This window comes from Kribbella sp. NPDC020701 (genome assembly GCF_055562215.1).
Genome location: NZ_JBVHFT010000001.1, coordinates 36727 through 57225, shown reverse-complemented (window position 1 = coordinate 57225; position 20499 = coordinate 36727). Strand labels below are relative to the sequence as shown.

Sequence of the window (20499 nt, the reverse complement as noted above, 5' to 3'; positions counted from 1 at the left end):
ACAGCGCATCCGAGGGGGAACGATGTTCCGACGTGCGAGTTTGCTGTTGTCAGGAGCACTGGTCACAACGCTGAGCCTCGGCCTGGGGACGGGGACCGCACCAGCGTCCGACCACACACCACCATTCACGCCGGGGGCGGTGGGAGCCGGCGATCCGTACTTCAGCACCGACGGGAACGGTGGCTACGACGTCAAGCACTACCTGCTCGACGTGAAGTACGCGCCGGCGACCGACCGGCTCACCGGGGTCGCGACGATCAGCGCCCGCGCGACCCAGAACCTGTCGCGGTTCAACCTGGATCTGCAGGGCCTCACCGTTCGTTCGATCACCGTCAACGGCCGACCGGCCGACTGGTCCCGCGCGGCCGACGAACTCACCGTCAAACCACGGTCCGGGCTGCCCAAGTCGAAGGACTTCACCACGGTGATCCGGTACGACGGCGTACCGCAGACCCTCGAGGACGGCAGCGGGTTCGTCCACACCGACGACGGCACGGTGGTGATCGGTGAACCACACGTCGCCGACACCTGGTACCCGGTCAACGACCATCCGACGGACAAGGCGGCGTACACGTTCAAGATCGCCGTACCGGCCGGGCTCGAGGCGATCGCCAATGGCGTCCTGAAGGACAAGCGCACCAAGGGCGGCTGGAGCACGTGGACCTGGGAGGCTCGCGAGCCGATGGCGTCCTACCTGACCACCGCGACGATCGGCCAGTTCGATCTGCGCGCTTACCAGCGGCAGGGCATTCGGTACTGGGACGCCTTCGATCCGGACCTGTTCGACGAAGCCGTGCCGCGGACCGGTCAGCAGTACGCCATCTCGCAGCGGGTCGCGACCGACGAGGCGTCGTACAAGCGTCTGGCCCGGACGATCAGCGTGCCGGCCACCGGCGCGAACCTGTCGTTCTGGATCACCCGGGACACCGAGCCGGGCTGGGACTACGTGTTCGTCGAGGCCCACACCGTGGGCCAGGACGACTGGACCACGCTGCGCGACCTCAACGGCCACACCGGCCAGGACACCGGCCTGGTCTGCCCCTTCTGGCTTTCTCTGCACCCGTTCCTCGAGCACTACCAGACCGCGCAGCCCGACGACACCTGTACGCCGTCCGGGACCAGCGGCGCCTGGTGGGCGGCGAGCGGCCGCAGTGACGGGTACGAGCAGTGGAAGGTCGACCTGGCGGCCTACAGCGGCAAGAACGTCGAGCTCTCGATCACCTATGCCAGTGACGACGCGGTCCAGCTTCCGGGCCTCGTCGTGGACGACATCGTCGTCTCCACCGGAGCCGGTACGACGTCCTTCGAGGCCGACGCCGATCCGTTCGACGGCTGGACGGTGCCGGGCCCGCCGGCCGGCAGCACACCCAACCCGAACGACTGGATCGTGGGCACGGCCGCGGACGCACCACCGACCACCGGTGAGGTCGTCAACGCGTCGTTCGCCCGGCAGACCGAGATCGTCGGCTTCCTGTCCGACACGTTCGGGCCGTATCCCTTCACGGCCTCGGGCGGCATCGTCGACGACGCCGACGGCCTCGGGTTCGCCCTGGAGAACCAGACCCGCCCGATCTACGCGCGGGACTTCTTCACCGACACGGCCAACGGCCAGGGCGTGATCGTGCACGAACTCGCCCACCAGTGGTTCGGCGACAGCCTCGCGGTGGCCCGCTGGCAGCACATCTGGCTGAACGAGGGCTTCGCGACGTACGCCGAGTGGTTGTGGGGCGAACGCGAGGGCACGGGGACGGCGCAGGAGACGTTCGACTTCTTCTACAACCTGTTCCCGGCGGACCACCCGTTCTGGACGTTGCCGATCGGCGACCCCGGGCCGGACTTCCTGTTCGAGTTCCCCGTCTACGCCCGCGGCGCGATGACGCTGCACCAACTGCGACTGGCCGTCGGTGACGCCGACTTCTTCTCCATCCTGCGGACCTGGGCGAAGACCAACCGCGGCGGCAACGTCACCACCGACCAGTTCATCGCATTGGCCGAGAAGATCTCGGGACAGCAACTCGACACCCTGTTCCAGACCTGGCTCTTCACCACCACAAAGCCGGTACTCACCACCGCCACCAAGCTCACCGCCAGCACACCGGACGCGGCGCTGAGCCTCCTCGGCCGGACCAAGTCCGGCCTGCGCCGCTAGCGCATCACCTGAGGAGACCGGCCACTACCCGGCCGGTCTCCTCGGCCTTCACGTGAGGGTCGCGAACCTGGCGGCTGCGACGAAGGCGGCGAGGGCTAGGAGGGTGGTGTTGGCGGCTACTGATCTGGGCTCTCGGAGCGAGGCATGCGAGGTGGCTGCGCCGATCATCACGCCGGTCAGGCCTAGTGCGGCCAGCGGTGTGAGGACGCGGGCGGTGTCGGTCAGCCACGGGACGAACAGCGCGACGACCGCGCACAGCTCGGCGACCGCGACCGCTCGTACGACAGGCATCGGGAACGGCGCGATGCCGGTTTGGCCGCTGGCGATCAGGCGGTCGCGGGACATCGTCGACTTCGCGACACCGGAGATCGTGAAGACCACGGCCAGTACGGCGGTGAGGATCCAGGTGATCGTGTTCATGTCGATTGCAGACGATCGACAATCCGATCCTGTGACACTGTCACTGGGGACCGGCCTCGATCGTCTGTGAAGGATGTGATGGAGGAATTCAGGCCACTGCTGCTGTCGATCGCGTACCGGATGCTGGGGAGCTTCGGCGACGCGGAGGACGTCGTACAGGAGGCGTACCTGCGGCTGCACCGGGAGGATCGGGTGGACGCGCCGAAGGCGTTCCTGACCACCGTGACGACCCGGCTGGCGATCGACCAGCTGCGGTCCGCGCGCCGGCAGCGGGAGACCTACCTCGGCCCGTGGCTGCCGGAACCAGCCGTCGACGAGTACGTCGACCTCGCCGACCGGGCCGCCCTCTCGGACTCCCTGTCCACCGCGTTCCTCGTCGTCCTCGAGCGCCTCTCACCCGACCAGCGCGCGGTCTTCCTGCTCTGCGACATCTTCGGGTACCCCTACGACGACGTCGCCGGGATGATCGGCAAGACCCCGGCCGCCTGCCGGCAGCTCGCCGTCCGCGCCCGTCGTCGGATTGCCGACAATCGACCGCGCTTCGACCCGTCCCCCCACGAGCGGGACGAGTTGGTACGGCGCTTCGTCGCGGCCGCCGAGGACGGCGAGCTCGACGGGTTGATCGAGCTGCTCGCATCCGACGTCACGTTCACCGGCGACGGTGGTGGAAAGGGCCAGGCGTTCCCGCGGCCGATCCATGGCGGCGACAAGGTCGCCCGGATGGCAATCGGAGTCTTGTCCCGGCTGGCCTCCGCGGGTCTAGGCGTCGTCCCGGTCCACGTCGGCGGGCAGCCGGCGCTGCGCATGCACGACGCCGCGAACCGCACTGTCGCGGTCTGGTCCTTCGCCATCGCCGACGGCGTCATCACGACCATTCACGGCATGGTGAACCCCGACAAACTCACCCACTTGCAGCCGTCAGGGCACTCGGACGACCAGGGCTGACGGATCGACCGACGCACTCAGCGAGCGCCCGTCCGAGATGGTGTCCCCGTCCAGTTGCCGTCGTACCGTCTTCGCCGCCGTGACCTGGATCCGCTTCCCGGTGAACCGCTCGACGTGCTGCTCGCGCCACGACTTCACTACCAAGCTCAGCGCCAACCGCGGCCATTGGCTGACCCGTCGGGGCGACAGCACCACCGCATCGATCAGTCCGTCGTCCGGGACCGCGTCGGGCAGCAACGGGATGTTCGCCTGCAGCGTGCCGACGTTGCCGATCACCACGGTCCGCGCGCGCCGGCGTACCGGCGGCTGGTCGTCGACGACGATCTCGACCCGCACGAACGGGTGGTTCAGGTTCTTGACCGTGGACACGACGTACGCCGCCCAGCCGACCCGCTTCTTCAGCTCGTCCGGTGCGTCCGCGATGATCGCGGCGTCGAGCCCGAGCCCCGCCATCACGACGAACCGGTCGGTGGTCAGCTCGTCACCTTCGATCAGCACGCTGTCGATCCGCTGCTCGGAACCGTCGAGCAGCTCGGCCAGCGCGATGTCCAGGTCGAGTGTGATCCCGAGGTTGCGGGCCAGCAGGTTCCCCGTCCCGGCCGGCAGGACGGCGACCGGGATGTCCGTCCCGGCGAGCTCGGCGCAGACGACGCGCACTGTGCCGTCACCGCCGGCGACCACGACCAGGTCGACGGCCTCCTCGATCGCCTGCCGGGCCATCGCCACACCCGGGTCGTCCTTGGTCGTCTCGAGCCACAGCGCGATGTCGACGCCGCGCTCGGTCAAGGTGGTCTCGACGGTTTTGTGAAACTCGTCGGGCACCTTGATCGGGTTGACAATCACAGCTGCTCGTCTGGCGGAACTCACCTGAATTTGTCCGTTCGGGAAGATAGCGTGCCTGGGGTGAGCAGACTTCCACGGAGTACACCAGAAGCCCAGGGGTTGTCCGCCGCAGCGCTCGACTCGTTTGTCGCCGCGCTCGACGCGTCCAAGCCGGAGATCCAGACCGTGATGCTGCTGCGTCACGGTCAGGTCGTTCTCGAGGAGGAGTGGTCGCCGTACCGGCTGACCGACCCGCACCTGCTGTTCTCCGTGTCGAAGAGCTTCACCTCGACCGGAGTCGGCCTGGCGATCGACGCCGGACTGCTGTCGCTGGACGATCAGGTGATCTCGTTCTTCGACGCCGACGAACTGCCCGAGACGATCAGCGACAACCTGGCCGCGATGAAGATCCGGCACCTGCTGACGATGACGACCGGTCACTCGCAGGACACGGTCGAGGCGCTCTCGCGCGACCGCCGGATGATCAAGGTGTTCCTCGGGCTCGACGTCGAGCACGAGCCTGGCACGGTGTTCGTCTACAACAGCGGCGCGACGTACATGTTGTCCGCGATCGTGCAGCGGCTGACCGGTGAGCAGCTGCTGGACTACCTGCGGCCGCGCCTGTTCGAGCCGCTCGGCGCGACCGAGGCGAGTTGGCAGGTCTCGACCGAAGGCATCACGGTCGGAGGCTGGGGTCTGAGCATCAACACCGAGTCGCTCGCCTGCTTCGGGCAGCTCGTGCTGCAGCGCGGTGTGTGGGAGGGCAAGCAGCTCGTCCCGGCCGAGTGGTACGAGGCGGCCACCTCGAAGCAGGTGCCGAACGACAGCGAGCAGAATCCAGACTGGAAGCAGGGCTATGGCTTCCAGTTCTGGCGCGGTCGCCACAACACCTACCGCGGTGACGGTGCGTTCGGTCAGTTCTGCCTGGTCTTCCCGTCGTACGACGCGGTGCTCATCGTCACCAGCGCGACCGAGGACATGCAGGCGATCCTCAACACCGTCTGGGATCACCTGCTCCCGGCCCTCGAAGGCAAGGAGGTCACCCCGGTCGCGCGGCCCGAGCGGCTGGAGCTTGCGCCGCCGAGCGGTCCTGCATCGACGGCTGGGAACGGTCGGACCTACCCATTCGCCAACGACAACGCGACCGGGCTGACCGCGGTCCGGCTGGATCCGGACGGGACCGGCACGTTCACGTTCGCCGGGCTCGAGCCTGGCGCCACCGACCCGGTCGACATCGTCTGCGCTCCGGGTGACTGGCGCGCGCTCGACACTGTCGGCGTGCTCAAGGAGGCCGATCCCCAGGTGCGGCAGCGGGTGGTCTCCAGCGCGTACGCCGACGGCGACAAGTACGTGGCGACGATCCGCTTCCTCGAGACGCCGTTCGTGCTGACGCTCTCCTGCCATGCACCGACGGACCAGCTGACCATCGACGTCACCCAGAACGTGTCCTTCGGCCCGACCGCCTTCACGATCATCTCGGAGATGTGATCGGCGTCACTGTCACAGGCTGGGGCCGGCGCGTGTCCTCCGGGTCGTAACAACAGACGACGGAGGAATGACATGAAGGTCTTGGTGGCAGGTGCGACCGGCGGACTCGGCCGGTCGTTGGTACCGCAACTGGTCGCGGCCGGACACGAGGTGACCGGGATGATCCGGTCCGAGTCCGGCGCGGCCGGGGTGCGGGCGTTCGGGGCGGACGTCGTACTCGCGGACGGGCTCGACGCCGGCGCGGTCGCGACCGCGGTGGAGTCGGTCCGCCCGGAGGTCGTCGTCCACCAAATGACGGCACTCAAGAGCGGGATCGACTTCAAGCACTTCGACGACAGCTTCGCGCTGACGAACCGGCTCCGCACCGAAGGCACCGACAACCTGCTCGTCGCATCCCAGGCTGCCGGCGTACGACGGTTCGTCGTCCAGTCGTACGCCGGCTGGAACTTGCAACACGGCGGATCCGCGACGAAGACCGAGGCGGATCCGCTCGACCCCGACCCGGTGCCGGCGACCCGGCAGACGATGGCCGGGATCAAGCACCTCGAATCGGTGGTCACGAACGCCGAGGGGATCGAGGGCATCGCGCTGCGGTACGCGAGCTTCTACGGGCCGACCGGCGACATCGGCAAGGGCGGTTCGATGGTCGAGCTGATCCAGAAGCGCAAGCTGCCGGTGATCGGCGACGGGACCGGGGTGTGGTCGTTCGTCCACTACGACGACGCGGCCGACGCGACGGTGAAGGCGATCGAGAGCGACGCGACCGGCGTCTTCCAGATCGCCGATGACGACCCGGCGCAGGCGGCGGTGTGGTTGCCCGAGTTCGCCCGCATTCTCGGGGCCAAGCCGCCGCGACACGTGCCGGCGTGGCTGGGCCGGCTCGCGGCCGGCGACGTCGGGGTCGCCGCGTTCACCGAGATCCGCGGCGCGGACAACAGCCTGGCCAAGGCGACGTTCGGGTGGCAGCCCGGCTACGCCTCCTGGCGCGACGGCTTCCGCAACGGTCTCTAAAGCCTCACGGTCTCTAAAGCCTCACAGTCTCTAGAGTCGATCGGTCTCTAGAGCCGATCGGACGAGAGAGTTTCGCCGCGGGGCCAATCTCCAGTGGTTCTGGCACGCCGCGGCGAACTCTTCGAGGTTCCCGTACCCGTACGCGATCGGCGTCGTCATTTCGTCGTGAGCGTCGGGGTGCGGAGGTGCCAGTCGGTCGCCGCTTGATACGCCTGGCCGACGCGCAGGGTGAGCGCATCGGCATGCCGAGCCGCAACCACCTGCAGCCCAACCGGAAGGCCCGCCCGGGTGAACCCACACGGCACACTCAGCGCCGGCTGCTGGGTGAGGTTGAACGGATACGTGTACGGCGTCCAACTCGTCCAGTCCGGCGAGGCGGACCCATCCGGCACGTCCTGCCCGACCGGGAACGCCGCGATCGGCAGCGTGGGCGTCACGAGTACGTCGTACCGCTGATGGAACCGACCCATCAGCTGCCCGAGCTCCATCCTCGTGTTGGTCGCATCCAGGATGTCGGACGCCGAGTACGACGCCCCGAGCGCGGCAACCCGGCGCAGTCCCGGATCGACGCGATCATCGACCTCGTACGCCGACAGCACCTTCGCGGCACCCGACCACCACAGCACGTGGAACGCGTCGATCGGATCCGCGAACCCCGGACCGACCTCGGTCACCTCGGCCCCGGCCTCCGCGAGTACTCCGACCGCCGCGCGGACCAACTCCTCGACCTCGGGATCATTGTCAACAATCCCAAGATCGGACGAGAAGGCAATCCTCATGCCGACAATGCCGTCATCGAGTCCACTCAGGAACGACGTTGCCGGCGTCGGCATCGCGGACCAGTCGCGAGCGTCGTACCCGGTGATCACATCCATCAGCGCGGCCGCATCCCGGACCGTCCGCGTCATCGGCCCGGCATGCGACAACGTGCCGAACGCACTCGGCGGATACAACGGAATCAGCCCGTACGTCGGCTTGAGTGCAACAGTCCCCGTGAACGCGGCCGGGATCCGGACCGACCCTCCCCCATCGGTGCCGACCGACCACGCCCCCATCCCGAGCGCGACCGCAGTGGCCGATCCGCCGCTCGAACCGCCGGGTGTCGTGGCCGGATCCCACGGGTTGCGGGTCACGCCGTACTTGGAGGAATCCGTAACGCCCTTCCACGAGTACTCCGGGGTGGTCGTCTTGCCGAGGATCACTGCGCCGGTCTCGCGTAGCCGAGCGACGGCCGGTGCATCCTCATCCCACGGCCCGGCCTCGTCGATCAACGTGCTGCCACGCAGCGTCGGCCATCCCTTTGTCCACAAGGCGTCCTTGATCGATGTCGGTACGCCGTCGCCAGGCCCCAGTGGCTCCCCTGTCTGCCACCGGGCCTCCGACTCCTTCGCGGCCGCGAGTGCCCCTTCGGCATCCACCAGTACGAACGCGTTCACCTGCCCGTCGTACCGCTCGATCGCCTCCAACGCCGCCCGCGTCGCCTGCACCGGCGAGATCGTCCCCGCCCGGTACCCCTCAACCAACTCACTAGCCGTCATGAACTCCAGCCCCGCGGCCAGTGCCGACGCGGATCCCGCGGTCTGAGCCGGTCCCGCACCCGCCCGAGATGCGGCGCTCGGTGCCGACCCCTCGCTCGCCCGAGGTGCGGCGCTCGCCCGAGGTGCGGCGCTCTCCCGAGGTGCGGCGCTCTCCCGAGGTCCCAGGGACTGAGTCTCTCGGGGTGTCGGGGATGCCGGAGTTGGTTGAGTCATCGGGCTCCAGTCGGGACGTAGCCGAGCTTCTTGTCCACCACGTTGAGCAAGGGTTCGCCGGCCAGCCAGCGCCGAACGTTGGCGGCGAACTGCGCCGAGAGCGTGGCCCGCCAGCCAATCACGTCACCGGACATGTGCGCGGTGATCGTGACGTTCGGCGCATCCCAGAGCGGGTGGTCAGGCGGCAGCGGTTCGCGGTCGAAGACGTCGAGGGTCGCCGCGATCCGCCCGTCGGACAAGGCCGTCAGGAGCGCGGCTCCGTCGACAATCGGACCACGTGCGATGTTGATCAGATGCGCGCCGGGCCGCATCGCCGCGAGTACCTCGGCATCGACCAAACCCCGGGTCGCGTCCGTCAACGGCGCCGCGAGTACGACGTGATCGGCCCAGCCCACCGCAGCCGAAAGATTGCCACTAGCAACGACCTTACCGAAGTCCGGATCGTCCGACCGCGCGACGCGCCCGGCTCCACGAACCTGTAGACCGGCCGCCCGGAGGAGCCGAGCCGTCTCGCGCCCGATCGCACCCGTGCCGACAACCAGCGCGTTCGTCCCGAGCACGCTGCGAGTCTCCCGGTGGTACCACTCGTGCCGCCGCTGCGACTCCAGACTCCCCCGGCTGTCTTTCGCGTGCGCGATCACCGCACCCAGCACGTACTCCGCGATCGGCCGATCGAACACCCCATGAGCATTCGTCACCACGACGTCCGAGTCCCGAAGCTCATCGAACAGCAGCGTGTCCACCCCCGCCGCCGTCACATGAATCCACTCCACCGACTCCGCCTCACCCCAAACAGTCCGAACCGCCCTGGAGAAGTAGTCCCACAACATCACCGCCCGAGCCCCCCGCACCGCCTCTGCCAGCCCAGACGCATCGCAAAACCGGAACTCAACCCCCAACCCCTCCAGCCCGGGCGGCACCAACAACCCTCCCGCACCTGCCGCCGCACGACCAGGCCCATCCGAGCCAGGCACCGCAGCTCCCGGTTCACCTGCGTCCGGCCCTGGGCCGTCCAGCTGACCGTCGGGTTCCGGCAAGGTGGGGGTGCGTTCGCAGAGCACCGCGATGATGGGGCGCTCGGCGGGGCGTGGCATGCGTCGAGGCTAGGAAGGCGTCCGTAGGATTGTCAACAATCCTCTCGCAGCCGCACACTGACTCGCATGACCGTGCGTCCGCCCACCTACCCCTCGCCGGTTCCGGTTCCACCGCTTCTGCAGACCGGCATCGGCATCGTCGCGCCGTACGACTTCGCGCTCGACCGCGAACTGTGGCGCTGGGTCCCCGACGACGTCACCCTGCACACGACCCGAACGCCGTACGCCCCACTCGCCGCGAGGGGCCACGAACTGTCCGAGCCGATCGTGGTCACCGGCAACGGCGTCGACCGCCTGACCGACCTCCCCCACGAACTCACCATCAGGAGGTAGTCCCTTGCGAACTCTCCCGTACGCCGGACGTGTGGCCGGACTGGTGGGGTCGGTGATCGACTCGAGTACATCGTTGCTGCACAAGCAGACGCACGACATCGTCCGGTTCGCGATGGGGTCACCCGCAGCGGAAGCCGTACCGTCGGCAGTCCTCGCCGCGATCGCCGCCGAGCAACTCAGTCGCCCCGACGCGTACGACTACGCAGCCACCGAGGGAGACCCGCCGCTGCACGACGCCCTGCTCGAGATGCTGCGCGGCACCAGCGACGAGACCACGGCCGACCGGCTCACCATCACGGCCGGCGGGATGCAGGGACTCGACCTGTTCTGCAAGCTCTTCGTCGACCCGGGCGACCTGGTCGTCGTCGAGTCACCGACGTACACGAACGGCAGCGCGACGGCCCTGTCGTACGGCGCCGAACTCCTGGAGGTCCCGGTCGATGTCGACGGGATGATTGTCGACGATCTACCGCGACTCCTCGACGGACGACGACCGAAGGCGATCTACACGATCCCGACGTTCCAGAACCCGTCCGGAGCGACGCTCTCGCTGGAACGACGGAACCGGCTGCTCGAACTCGCGCGCTCCTGGGGATCGATGGTGATCGACGACGATCCGTACGGGCTGCTGCGGTTCGCCGGGGATCCGGTGCCGACGTTGCGTGAGCTCGGCGCGGGCGATCCGCTGGTGTTCGCCGTACGGACGTTCTCGAAGATCGTCGCGCCGGGACTGCGGGTCGGCTGGGTCGACACCGATCCCGAACTGCAGCCGCTGTTGATCAACGCGAAGCAGGCGATGGATACCTGCACGAACCTGCCGGCCCAGCGGTTGCTCGCCGGGTTCCTGAGCGGCGGTCACCTCGAGGAACACTTGGTCACGCAGCGGCTCGAGTACAAGCGCCGCAAGGACGCGATGCACACAGCCCTGCAGGAGAACTTCGGCGACATCGCCCGCTGGACCGATCCTGAGGGCGGCTTCTTCCTCTGGGTCACCCTGGAGAACGGCGTCGACACCGGCGAGCTGTTCGAGATCGCGCTGGCCGAGGGCGTCGCGTTCATCCCCGGCCCGGCCTTCTCCCCCACCGGCCGCTTCACCGACGCGCTGCGGCTCTGCTTCGCGTCGACCCCGCCGGACCGCATCCACGAAGGCATCGCCCGCCTGCGCCGCGCCACCGACAAACTGGTGCCCTAGGCAACAACTCGGCCTGGGCTCTCTGTTCTCTCACTGACTCCAGCCTTGGTGAGAGAATTCGTTAATCGACCTGTTACACGTGAGGACGGCCGACGAAACCGGCGCGCCCTGAACTGGTCGAGACCCGCCGCCACGGCGGGGCGCCCCTAGGGTTCCGCTGCCGGTATCGGCAGGACTGGTCCGAGAGGGGAGACGGCGCCGCTTCGACGGGGCCGTTCCACGGCGGGACAAAAGCCCGGGAGGCCTTGAGGGCCCCGGGTGCCGTGTGCATTCCGGGCCGAACCGACGGAGGCCGGAATGTCAGCCACCCCTGAAACACTGACCTCGCCAAGCGCTGAAGATCTGGGCCGGTTCGGCTACACCCAGCAGCTCTCGCGCCGGGTCGGCAGCTACGCGTCGTTTGCTGCCGGCTTCTCGTTCGTGTCCATCCTCACCACTGTCTTCCAGCTGTTCGGACTGGGATTCGGCTTCGGCGGTACGGCGTTCTTCTGGACCTGGCCCGCCGTCCTGGCCGGGCAGCTGATGGTGGCGTTGTGCTTCGCCGAGCTCGCCGCGCGCTACCCGCTGTCCGGAGCGATCTATCAGTGGGCCAGGCGACTCGGCGGCGCTGTCGTCGGCTGGTTCGCGGGCTGGACGATGGTGATCGCGCAGATCATCACGCTGGCGACCGCGGCGATCGCGCTGCAGGTCGTGTTGCCGGCAGTCTGGTCCGGTTTCCAGCTGGTCGGGACCGACTCGGCGCTCTCGTCGAAGGATGGCGCGGCGAACGCCGTCGTCCTGGGCTGCATCCTCCTCGCAGCCACCACGCTCCTCAACGCGACCAGTGTGCGCATCACCGCGGTCGTCAACTCGGTCGGTGTCACCTGCGAGCTGATCGGCGTCGTGTTGATCATCGTATTGTTGACAACCCGAGCCGAGCGCGGTCCGTCCGTCGTACTGCACACGACGAACCTCGACAGCACCACCGGGTACGTCGTACCGCTGCTGATCTCGGCGTTGATGGCGGCGTACGTGCTGGTCGGGTTCGACAGCGCGGGTGAACTCTCGGAGGAGACGCACAAGCCGCGCGCGACCACGCCTCGCACGATCATCCGGGCCGTCGTCGCGTCCGGTATCGGCGGCGCGTTCCTCATCATCGCCGCGCTGATGGCCGCGCCGTCCCTGACCGACGGCGATCTCGCCACGCAGGGTCTCCCCTACGTGCTGACCAGCCGGCTCGGCACGACGCCCGGCAAGCTGCTGCTCCTCGACGTCGCGCTCGCTGTCTGCGTGTGCACGCTCGCGATCCAGACCGCGGCCGCGCGGATGATCTTCTCGATGGCGCGCGACAACGTCCTGCCGGGGTCGCGGCAGTTGCGTCAGGTGTCCCGCCGTACCGGTACGCCGGTCGCGGCGACCATCGTGCCCGGGATCCTCGCCGCCGTGTGCCTGGTGGTGAATGTCGGCAACGCCGGACTGTTCCTCGGTCTGGCGAGCGTCTGCATCATGCTGCTCTACGTCGCCTATCTGATGGTGACCGCACCTTTGCTGGTACGCCGCTTGACCGGCCGCGGACCGTCCGCTGGCACGGACGAGGACGGCCGGCCGCTGTTCTCGCTCGGACGGTTCGGTCTGATTGTCAACATCGTCGCTGTCTCGTACGGACTAGCGATGGCGATCAACCTCGGGTGGCCGCGCGCTGAGGTTTACGACCCGGCCGGTGCGGGCTGGTACCTGCACTATCTGCCGCTGATCACGCTCACCATCGTGGCCGCCGGCGGACTGCTCGCCTACCGTAGTCAGCGCACTGCGTACCACGCCTCGATCGGCCTCGTCGTGCCGACCGCCGCACCTTCCATCGCCGAGGCGGAGGGGGCCGGGGCATGAATCACGACATCCCAGCCGCCGCGGCCTGGTCAGCACCGGTCCGCGCGGGGCGCAGCATCACCCTGACCGCACTGGCCGACGGTGCGAACGCATCGGTCCTGATCATCGGCGCCGACCGGCTCGATCGGCTGAACATCCCGGACACGCTGAAGTCGCAGATGTCCGCGCGAATCCGCACCGGCATGGTCCTCATGTCCGACCGCGGTCTGGCCCTGGCGACCGTCGTAGCATCCACCCTCGACTGGCACGACTGCCTCACCGGTGGACGCCCTGAACAACTGCTGCTGCTCGAACTGGCCAAGCACGGTTTCGGACCAGTGGACTTGCACGGCTGCATCAACTTCTTCTCGAAGGTCGGCATCGCGGATGACGCCCGCGCCTCGCTCGCGTTCGTTCCCGGCCACGCTCACTCGGGCGACAAGGTGACGCTGCGAGCCGAGCAGGACCTGCTGGTCTTCATCTCCACCGCGCCGCATCCACTCTCCGACGGCCCGGCCGCGGGAGTCGCCGTACAGATCGCGACCGCCGACGGGACGGAAGAGCTCGAGCGCGAGGAAGCGACCCGTGGGCTCAAGCTGCGCGAGGAAGCGATCCGTGCGCTCGAGCTGACCCGGGAGCTGATCGCATGACCGTCATCGCCACGAGCACCGCCCTGGACACCGTCGTGGAACCCGGCGACGGCGCACTGCTCACCGTGCCGGCGGGTGGTCGATTGCAGATTGTCGACCTGCACGGCAATCAGGCGGTCGACACCTTGCTCTACGACGCGCACGACATCGACAACCGATACTCGGCCTTCGATACGATCCGCGAACAAGGTGCCGTCTTCCTCACCACCGGATCGCGCCTGTTGTCGACCAGACTCGACGAACTCGCGGTGATCACCGACGACACCTGCGGCCGCCACGACACCGTCGGCGGCGCGTGTTCCCAGGAGAGCAACGTCATCCGGTACGGCGAGCACACCCGGCACCAGCACGCCTGCCGCCAGACCTTCCTCTCGTACGGCGCACCCGCCGGCATCGGGCAGCGTCACCTCACCCACAACATCAACTTCTTCATGAACGTCCCCGTCACCTCGGGCGGAGACCTCCAGTTCGACGACGGTCTGTCGGCCCCCGGCCGGTACGTCGAAATCACCGCGACGCGGGACGTCCTGGTGCTGATCAGCAATTGTCCGCAGGTCAACAATCCCTGCAACGGCTGGAATCCGACGCCGATCCAGCTCCTGGGCTGGTGGTGACGATGGCCGCCATCACGATCATCACGCCGGGAACCCAGACCACGATCCAGGACCTCGCCGGCCGGCCGGGTCTGTGGGATGTCGGCGTACCGCCCTCCGGCGCGGCCGACGAACTCACCTTCGCACTCGTCAACTCTGCGGTCGGCAATCCAGATGGCGCGGCCGGACTGGAATGTGTGGTCACCGGACCGACGCTGACCAGCGACGAGGACCGGTTGGTCTGCGTCGGCGGCGCGGTCAACAATGCGACGATCGACGGGCTCCGTGTCCGTCCCGGCCTGGTCGTCCGCCTGCCGGCGGGTTCCGTCCTCGACCTCGGCCCGATCGATGGCCCGGGCTTGCGCGGTTATCTCGCGATCGAAGGCGGGCTGGACGTCCCACGCGTCCTCGGCAGCCGATCGACCTTCGTGCTCGGCGGCTTCGGCGGTCATGACGGCCGCGCTCTCACGGCGGCCGACCAACTCCCCTTGGGCCGGCGAGAGAACCTGCTCACCCCGCTGTCTGTCGACCTTCCGAAGCTTTCCGACAGCTGGCGTGTCCGGGTGATCGCCGGCCCGCACGGCGCCCCGGACCATCTCACCCCTGAGGGTGTCGACGAATTCTTTGCCAACAGTTGGATTGTCGACCATCGCTCCGACCGCACCGGGATCAGGCTCGTTGGTCCGACCCCGGGCTGGGCCAGGACCGACGGCGGAGAGGCCGGCCTGCACCCGTCCAACGTGCACGACTCCGCGTACCCGGTCGGCGGCATCATGCTGTCCGGCGACACCCCGGTCATCGTCGGCAAGGACGGCCCGTCGCTCGGCGGCTTCGTCGTACCGGCCGTGGTGATCGAAGCCGATCGGTGGATGCTCGGGCAGTTCCGCGCCGGCGACAGCGTTCAGTTGGTCCCGGTGACGCCGGCGGCCGCAACCGAGGCGATCCGGGTACGACGTCACTGGCTGAGTGATCTCCGGCAGGACCCGGCGGAGATCACCTCCCCGGTCAGTACCCCGGACCGTCCGACGGCTCTGCATCAAGCCGAGCGCACGACCACGGCTCCGCCGTACACGATCAGATGTGCGGGCGAGCGGCACCTGCTCGTCGAAGCGGGACCGGCCGAGCTCGATCTCACCGTCCGGGTGTGGATCCACCTGCTCGCCCAGTCGTTGCGTGCCGATCTGCCCGACGGCGTCACGGAGATCGTCGAGGGTGTTCGGTCGATGCTGGTGGCGGTCGACTCGTCACGGCTGACGCTGACCGAACTCGCCCAGCGACTCGCGTTCCTCGCCGCCGGGCTGGACGATCCCGAGACCGTGGTGCTGCCGGCGCGCGAGGTGACATTGCCGATCGCATTCGATCACCCGGAGGCCCATGAGGCGATGCGCCGGTACGCGACCTCGGTTCGTCCGGACGCGCCCTGGTGCCCGGACAACGTCGAGTTCATCCGGCGGGTCAACGATCTGCGGCAGCGTGACGAGGTGTTCGAGATCATGCAGCAGGCGACGTACCTGGTCGTCGGGCTGGGCGACGTGTACCTCGGCGCGCCGGTCGCCGTACCGATCGATCCGCGGCATCGGCTGGTGACGACGAAGTACAACCCGGCGCGCACGTGGACGCCGCAGAACGCGGTCGGGATCGGCGGGATCTACCTGTGCGTGTACGGGATGGAGGGACCCGGCGGCTACCAGTTGGTCGGACGGACCGTCCCGGTCTGGCGATTGTCTGCAACCGACGAGCGTCCTTGGTTGTTGCGGCAGTTCGACCTGATCCGATTCACCCCGGTGAGCGCTGAACAACTCGCCCACGAGCGGGCCGAGATCGCGGCCGGACGGGCGGACCTGCGGGTCTCCCCGGCCACGTTCTCGATCGCCGACGTACGCCGCATCGAGCAGGAGGCACCCGTGGACATCGCGACCGTACGAGCGAAACGACGAGCAGCCTTCGAGGCCGAACGCGCGAGGTGGGGAGCATGAGCGACGCAGCCGTAGGCATCACCCGTGCAGACGACGAAGCTGCCGCCGAGATCCATCAGGTGGACGACAACCCGGTGTGGATCAGCCGGGTGGATCCAATCCAACCGCAGCCCGGGCCGCTGCACGGACTCACGATGGCTTTGAAGGACAACATCGACCTGGCCGGTGTGCCGACGACCGCCGGCGATCCACGCAACAGCGAGCCGGCGACGCACAACGCCTTCGTGGTCGACCAGTTGTTGGCGGCCGGCGCCGTACCACTGGGGAAGACGAATCTCGATCAGTACGCGACCGGGCTGGTCGGCACACGATCGCCGTACGGCGCCTGTCACTCGGTCTACTCATCGGAGCATGTGTCGGGTGGATCGAGTTCGGGCAGCGCGGTCGCCGTCGCGAGCGGGCAGGTCGACTTCGCGCTCGGTACGGACACCGCCGGCAGTGGCCGGGTGCCGGCTGCCTTCAATCGGATTGTCGGCATCAAACCGAGTCGCGGGATCGTGTCTGCGCGTGGCGTCGTACCGGCGTGCCGGTCGCTCGACTGTGTGACGGTGATGGCCCGATCGGTCGGTACGGCGCGCCGCGTCTTCGACGTGATGGTTGCGTTCGACCCGGACGACGCCTGGTCGCGGCGAGCCTCATCGCTCCCACGGTCCCGGCCGGGCCGCGTGACCGGGGCCGCGGCGGTGATCGGCGTACCGGATGTGGGGCTGGACCTGGATCCACTGCATGAACAGGCGTGGCAGGCGACGCTCGATCAGGCACACCGGCTCGGTGAGGTGGTGAAGGTCGACATACGACCGCTGCTCGAGGCGGCCGAGTTGCTGTACTCCGGGCCGTGGCTGGCCGAGCGCTGGCTCGCGTTCGGCGAGAAGCTTGTCGACAATCCTGATGTCGACCCGACCGTTCGTTCGATCGTCCGGCAGGGCGCAAGCCTCACCGCTGCAGATGCCTTCGCCGGATTCGATCGGCTCGCGACGCTTGCGCGTGCGAGCGAACACCTGTGGACGCAACTGGACGCGCTCCTCCTACCGGTAACGCCCGAGCATCCGACGCTGGCCGAGGTGGCGGCGGACCCGATCGGCGTGAACAGCCGGCTTGGCCGCTTCACGAACATGGTCAACCTGCTGGACCTGTGCGCGGTCGCCTTCCCGGGCCCAGACCGGGCCGACGGCCTGCCGTTCGGCGTCCAACTACTTGCACCCGCGGGCCACGACCACGCGATAATCGACCTCGCCGCCCTGTGGTGCAACGAGGCATCCACGCCGCTGGATGTCGGCGGTCCCGTCGCAGGTGCCGTTCCGGGAGCCGTCGCAGACGGCGTTCCGGGTGCCGTCGTAGGTGGACTTGCAGGTGACGTGTCGGCGGACGGCGAGATTCTGCTGGCGGTCGCCGGAGCACATCTGACCGGCCAGCCGCTGAATGGCGAGCTCGTCCGACGGGGCGCCCAGCTCGACCGGGTCGCCCGGACGGCTCCGTCGTACCGCATGTATCTGGTCGACGGACCACGGCCCGGCCTGACCCGAACCGTGTCCGATCAGGACGGCCCCGGCATCGAGGTGGAGCTCTGGAGCTTGCCGGCAGCCGAACTCGGCGGGTTCCTGACCACGGTCGCGCCACCGCTGGCAATCGGTCCAGTGGAGTTGTCCGACGGACAGCAGGTCCTCGGCTTCGTGTGCACAGCCGACGGCGCGGATCCGGCGCAGGACATCACGTCATACGGCAGCTGGCGCGCATACCTTGCCGGCGACTCGACGTAGGCCGTCTCCCGCCGGCGAGGTCCGCCTAGGCTAGGGCGGCATGAACGTGACGCCCACCGAGCAGGCTGTACTGGACCGGATCGACGAAGACCTACTGGTCCGGGTCACCGTAGAGCTACTGCAGGCCCGCGGCCAAAACCCACCCGGCGACGAAGCCGCAACCGTCGCAGTCCTCGCCGCGGCGGCCTGGGCACTCGGCCTCGCCGTGGTCACAACACCAGTCGAACCAGGACGCGACAACGTCACCATCACCCTTGCCAGCGACAACGGCGTCGAGCACAACGGGTCCGCAGGCAACAGCGTCGGCGGCAGTGGGTTCGGGGGTGACGGTGTCGAGGGCAACGGTTCTGTTGGTCGCGGGCCCGGGCTGTTGCTGCTTGGGCATACGGATGTCGTGCCGGTTGGTGATGGGTGGACGACGGATCCGTTCGGTGGAGAGATTCGTGACGGGCGGATCTACGGTCGTGGCGCGTCCGACATGAAGGGTGGGCTCGCGGCGGCGCTGGTCGCTCTCGCCGCGTTGCGCGGGAGCAGGTTGAGCGGCCCGGTCGAGCTGGCCGCGGTGGTGGATGAGGAGGAGACGGGCAAAGGCATCCGTGCGTACGTCGCCGGGACCGAGCGACCCTTCGTCGGCTGCATCACCGCGGAGCCGACCGACTTGCAGACAATCATCGCGGCGCGGGGCGACTCATATCTGCGCCTCGCCATCCACGGGCGGGCCTGCCACGCGGGCAACCCGGCCGACGGCGCGAACGCGATCTACGGCGCCGCCGCGGTGGTCGCGGAGATCGAACGTCTGCACGCGATGCTTGCCGCCGACCCCCATCCCCTGCTCGGCCCGGCGACCTGGAGCGTCGGCCAGATCAACGGCGGTACGGGCGGCTCGATCGTCCCGGCCGAATGCGTCATCGTCGCCGATCGCCGACTACTGCCTGGCGAGTCACCGGCCGCCGTACTCGACGATCTCCGCCGGCGAGTCGCGGATCTCAAGCTGGAGGACCGCGGCTTGACCGTCGACCTCGAGATGCCGATGGAGATGCCGGCCTTCGAAACCTCAGCCGACGCCGACCTGGTGCGCGTCACCGAGGCAGCCCGGGTCGATGCCGGTGGCCCCGATCTTCCGTTGGGTGGTTGGACCGCGGCTTGCGATGGCGGGTACGTCGCCCGCGACCTCGGCGTACCCGTCGTTGTACTCGGCCCCGGCTCCGTCACCACCCAGGCCCACCGCGCCGACGAATCCGTCGCGATCTCCGAGCTCCTCACCGCGGCCCGCGCGTACGCCCTCACCGCCCTCCGCCTCCTCGCCTGAAAGGGAGTCAGTGCTTGGCAAGGCTCACGTGCGCCCTCACCGCCCTCCGACTTCTCGGCTGAGCGTGAGCTAGTTATTGGCCGGTCGCACGTGCACCGTGGCACGTGCGCCCTCACCGCCATCCGGCTACTCGGATGTGAGGCAGCGAGTGGTTGGCAGCTCACGTGCCCTCCCCCCGTCTTCTGGGCTGGATCGGAGCTAGTGGTTGGCGGGGCTTACGTGGACCGTGACGCTGTGGAGTTTGGGCAGCGAGTGCGACAGGCGGTGGTGGGCGTCGTGCGCGATCGCATGGGCGTCCGCGAGGGTCAGAGCCGGGTCGACGAGGACACTCGTCTCAGCCCGAATGCGGTGCCCGGTCCAGCGGAGGCGGAGGTCTTCGATTGCGGTGACGCCCGGCGTACCACGCAGGGTGGTCTCCGCAGCGGCGAGTAATTCCGGATCGATCGCGTCCATCAGCCGCCGGTAGACATCGGTCCACGCACTCTTCAGTACGACGAGGATCGCGACCGTGATCCCCAGCCCGACCAGCGGATCGGCCAGCGGGAAGCCGGCCAGTACGCCGATCGCGCCGAGTACCACCGCGAGTGAGGTGAACCCGTCGGCGCGCGCATGCAGTCCGTCCGCGACCAGGGCGGCTGAACCGATCCGGCGGCCGACTCGGATCCGGTACGCCGCGACCAGTTCGTTGCCGGCGAATCCGGCCAAACCGGCGGTGATCAGGGCGACCAGGTGCCCCGGCGGCTGCGGATCGATCAGCCGCCGGATCGACTCGTACCCGGCGACCACCGCGGACAACGCGATCATCCCGACGATGAAGATCCCGGCGAGGTCCTCGGCCCGCCCGTACCCATAGGTGTAGCGCCGGGTCGCCGGCCGGCGCGCCAGTACGAACGCAGCCCACAGCGGAACCGCGGTCAGCGCATCGGAGAAGTTGTGCACGGTATCGGCGAGCAACGCGACCGAGCCGGTGAGCGCGACGAGCAGAGCCTGCACGATCGCCGTCAGTCCCGGCCCCGCCAGGCTGATCTTGACCGCACGGATCCCCTCCGCACTCCCTTCCAGCGCCGCGTCCACCGACTCCGCCGCATCGTGCCGATGCGGCCGGAACACCCGCACCACCCAACCGACCGGCCCACGCCATCCACCCCGGCCCGCGCGCCCCTC

General features: G+C 68.5%; 17 protein-coding genes and 1 riboswitch. Of the genes, 12 read left to right on the top strand and 5 right to left on the bottom strand.

What is annotated here, in order from left to right; all coding sequences use genetic code 11:
• Nucleotides 1-22: 22 nt before the first annotated feature.
• Complete coding sequence (locus tag ACZ3HV_RS00250; protein WP_465679500.1) at nucleotides 23-2149, top strand: M1 family metallopeptidase; 2127 nt, start codon at nucleotides 23-25, stop codon at nucleotides 2147-2149.
• 48 nt (nucleotides 2150-2197) lie between these two features.
• On the opposite strand, the gene ACZ3HV_RS00245 is transcribed toward ACZ3HV_RS00250, so the two are convergent.
• On the bottom strand, nucleotides 2198-2569 hold the full coding sequence (locus ACZ3HV_RS00245; RefSeq protein WP_465679499.1) for a DoxX family protein: 372 nt from the start codon (nucleotides 2567-2569) through the stop codon (nucleotides 2198-2200).
• 78 nt (nucleotides 2570-2647) lie between these two features.
• Between ACZ3HV_RS00245 and sigJ the strand changes: the two genes are divergently transcribed.
• Entirely contained in the window at nucleotides 2648-3514 is an 867-nt protein-coding gene (gene sigJ / locus ACZ3HV_RS00240) for an RNA polymerase sigma factor SigJ (protein ID WP_465679498.1), read from the top strand.
• Here the strand turns inward: sigJ and ACZ3HV_RS00235 are convergent.
• Nucleotides 3488-4357 carry a diacylglycerol/lipid kinase family protein gene (locus ACZ3HV_RS00235; protein ID WP_465679496.1) on the bottom strand — a complete coding sequence of 290 codons (870 nt, stop codon included), beginning with the start codon at nucleotides 4355-4357 and terminating at the stop codon, nucleotides 3488-3490. The genes sigJ and ACZ3HV_RS00235 overlap by 27 nt on opposite strands.
• Before the next feature lie 60 nt (nucleotides 4358-4417).
• On the opposite strand from ACZ3HV_RS00235, the gene ACZ3HV_RS00230 reads away from it, so the two are divergent.
• Both ACZ3HV_RS00230 and ACZ3HV_RS00225 read left to right on the top strand, forming a co-directional pair.
• A complete protein-coding gene (locus ACZ3HV_RS00230; RefSeq protein WP_465679495.1) occupies nucleotides 4418-5824 on the top strand; it encodes a serine hydrolase domain-containing protein in 1407 nt (468 codons plus the stop codon).
• A gap of 72 nt (nucleotides 5825-5896) precedes the next feature.
• Nucleotides 5897-6835, top strand: coding sequence for an NAD-dependent epimerase/dehydratase family protein (locus tag ACZ3HV_RS00225; RefSeq protein WP_465679494.1), 939 nt, complete (start codon nucleotides 5897-5899; stop codon nucleotides 6833-6835).
• A gap of 155 nt (nucleotides 6836-6990) precedes the next feature.
• Here ACZ3HV_RS00225 and ACZ3HV_RS00220 read toward each other — a convergent pair whose 3' ends face one another.
• Both ACZ3HV_RS00220 and ACZ3HV_RS00215 read right to left on the bottom strand, forming a co-directional pair.
• Entirely contained in the window at nucleotides 6991-8373 is a 1383-nt protein-coding gene (locus ACZ3HV_RS00220) for an amidase (protein WP_465679493.1), read from the bottom strand.
• Between the two features lie 209 nt (nucleotides 8374-8582).
• Nucleotides 8583-9506, bottom strand: coding sequence for a D-2-hydroxyacid dehydrogenase (locus ACZ3HV_RS00215; RefSeq protein WP_465680415.1), 924 nt, complete (start codon nucleotides 9504-9506; stop codon nucleotides 8583-8585).
• A gap of 240 nt (nucleotides 9507-9746) precedes the next feature.
• On the opposite strand from ACZ3HV_RS00215, the gene ACZ3HV_RS00210 reads away from it, so the two are divergent.
• The 8 genes from ACZ3HV_RS00210 (at nucleotide 9747) to ACZ3HV_RS00175 (ending at nucleotide 19335) form a co-directional block, all read left to right on the top strand.
• Entirely contained in the window at nucleotides 9747-10013 is a 267-nt protein-coding gene (locus tag ACZ3HV_RS00210) for a hypothetical protein (RefSeq protein ID WP_465679492.1), read from the top strand.
• A 4-nt stretch (nucleotides 10014-10017) separates the two neighbouring features.
• Complete coding sequence (locus ACZ3HV_RS00205) at nucleotides 10018-11205, top strand: aminotransferase-like domain-containing protein (protein ID WP_465679491.1); 1188 nt, start codon at nucleotides 10018-10020, stop codon at nucleotides 11203-11205.
• A gap of 135 nt (nucleotides 11206-11340) precedes the next feature.
• A riboswitch (guanidine-I (ykkC/yxkD leader) is annotated at nucleotides 11341-11449 on the top strand.
• 53 nt (nucleotides 11450-11502) lie between these two features.
• Entirely contained in the window at nucleotides 11503-13071 is a 1569-nt protein-coding gene (locus ACZ3HV_RS00200; protein WP_465679490.1) for an amino acid permease, read from the top strand.
• A complete protein-coding gene (locus ACZ3HV_RS00195) occupies nucleotides 13068-13700 on the top strand; it encodes a DUF1989 domain-containing protein (protein ID WP_465679489.1) in 633 nt (210 codons plus the stop codon). Before ACZ3HV_RS00200 ends, ACZ3HV_RS00195 begins: the two co-directional genes overlap by 4 nt.
• Complete coding sequence (locus ACZ3HV_RS00190; protein ID WP_465679488.1) at nucleotides 13697-14314, top strand: urea amidolyase associated protein UAAP2; 618 nt, start codon at nucleotides 13697-13699, stop codon at nucleotides 14312-14314. The genes ACZ3HV_RS00195 and ACZ3HV_RS00190 overlap by 4 nt, the downstream gene beginning before the upstream one ends.
• Nucleotides 14315-14316: 2 nt before the next feature.
• Nucleotides 14317-16269, top strand: a complete 1953-nt coding sequence (locus tag ACZ3HV_RS00185) for a 5-oxoprolinase/urea amidolyase family protein (RefSeq protein ID WP_465679487.1) — start codon at nucleotides 14317-14319, stop codon at nucleotides 16267-16269.
• Nucleotides 16266-18026, top strand: coding sequence for an allophanate hydrolase (atzF, locus tag ACZ3HV_RS00180; protein WP_465679485.1), 1761 nt, complete (start codon nucleotides 16266-16268; stop codon nucleotides 18024-18026). Before ACZ3HV_RS00185 ends, atzF begins: the two co-directional genes overlap by 4 nt.
• 40 nt (nucleotides 18027-18066) lie before the next feature.
• Nucleotides 18067-19335, top strand: coding sequence for a M20 family metallopeptidase (locus tag ACZ3HV_RS00175; protein ID WP_465679484.1), 1269 nt, complete (start codon nucleotides 18067-18069; stop codon nucleotides 19333-19335).
• Nucleotides 19336-19533: 198 nt separating this feature from the next.
• On the opposite strand, the gene ACZ3HV_RS00170 is transcribed toward ACZ3HV_RS00175, so the two are convergent.
• Nucleotides 19534-20445, bottom strand: coding sequence for a cation diffusion facilitator family transporter (locus ACZ3HV_RS00170; RefSeq protein WP_465679483.1), 912 nt, complete (start codon nucleotides 20443-20445; stop codon nucleotides 19534-19536).
• Nucleotides 20446-20499: the final 54 nt, after the last annotated feature.

Bases quoted from the DNA above. Each gene is read 5' to 3' on its own strand.
- ACZ3HV_RS00250 (WP_465679500.1), top strand. From the start codon at position 23: ATGTTCCGACGTGCGAGTTTGCTGTTGTCAGGAGCACTGGTCACAACG.
- ACZ3HV_RS00245 (WP_465679499.1), bottom strand. From the start codon at position 2,569: ATGAACACGATCACCTGGATCCTCACCGCCGTACTGGCCGTGGTCTTC.
- sigJ (WP_465679498.1), top strand. From the start codon at position 2,648: ATGGAGGAATTCAGGCCACTGCTGCTGTCGATCGCGTACCGGATGCTG.
- ACZ3HV_RS00225 (WP_465679494.1), top strand. From the start codon at position 5,897: ATGAAGGTCTTGGTGGCAGGTGCGACCGGCGGACTCGGCCGGTCGTTG.
- ACZ3HV_RS00220 (WP_465679493.1), bottom strand. From the start codon at position 8,373: ATGACGGCTAGTGAGTTGGTTGAGGGGTACCGGGCGGGGACGATCTCG.
- ACZ3HV_RS00210 (WP_465679492.1), top strand. From the start codon at position 9,747: ATGACCGTGCGTCCGCCCACCTACCCCTCGCCGGTTCCGGTTCCACCG.
- ACZ3HV_RS00200 (WP_465679490.1), top strand. From the start codon at position 11,503: ATGTCAGCCACCCCTGAAACACTGACCTCGCCAAGCGCTGAAGATCTG.
- ACZ3HV_RS00195 (WP_465679489.1), top strand. From the start codon at position 13,068: ATGAATCACGACATCCCAGCCGCCGCGGCCTGGTCAGCACCGGTCCGC.
- ACZ3HV_RS00190 (WP_465679488.1), top strand. From the start codon at position 13,697: ATGACCGTCATCGCCACGAGCACCGCCCTGGACACCGTCGTGGAACCC.
- ACZ3HV_RS00185 (WP_465679487.1), top strand. From the start codon at position 14,317: ATGGCCGCCATCACGATCATCACGCCGGGAACCCAGACCACGATCCAG.
- atzF (WP_465679485.1), top strand. From the start codon at position 16,266: ATGAGCGACGCAGCCGTAGGCATCACCCGTGCAGACGACGAAGCTGCC.
- ACZ3HV_RS00175 (WP_465679484.1), top strand. From the start codon at position 18,067: ATGAACGTGACGCCCACCGAGCAGGCTGTACTGGACCGGATCGACGAA.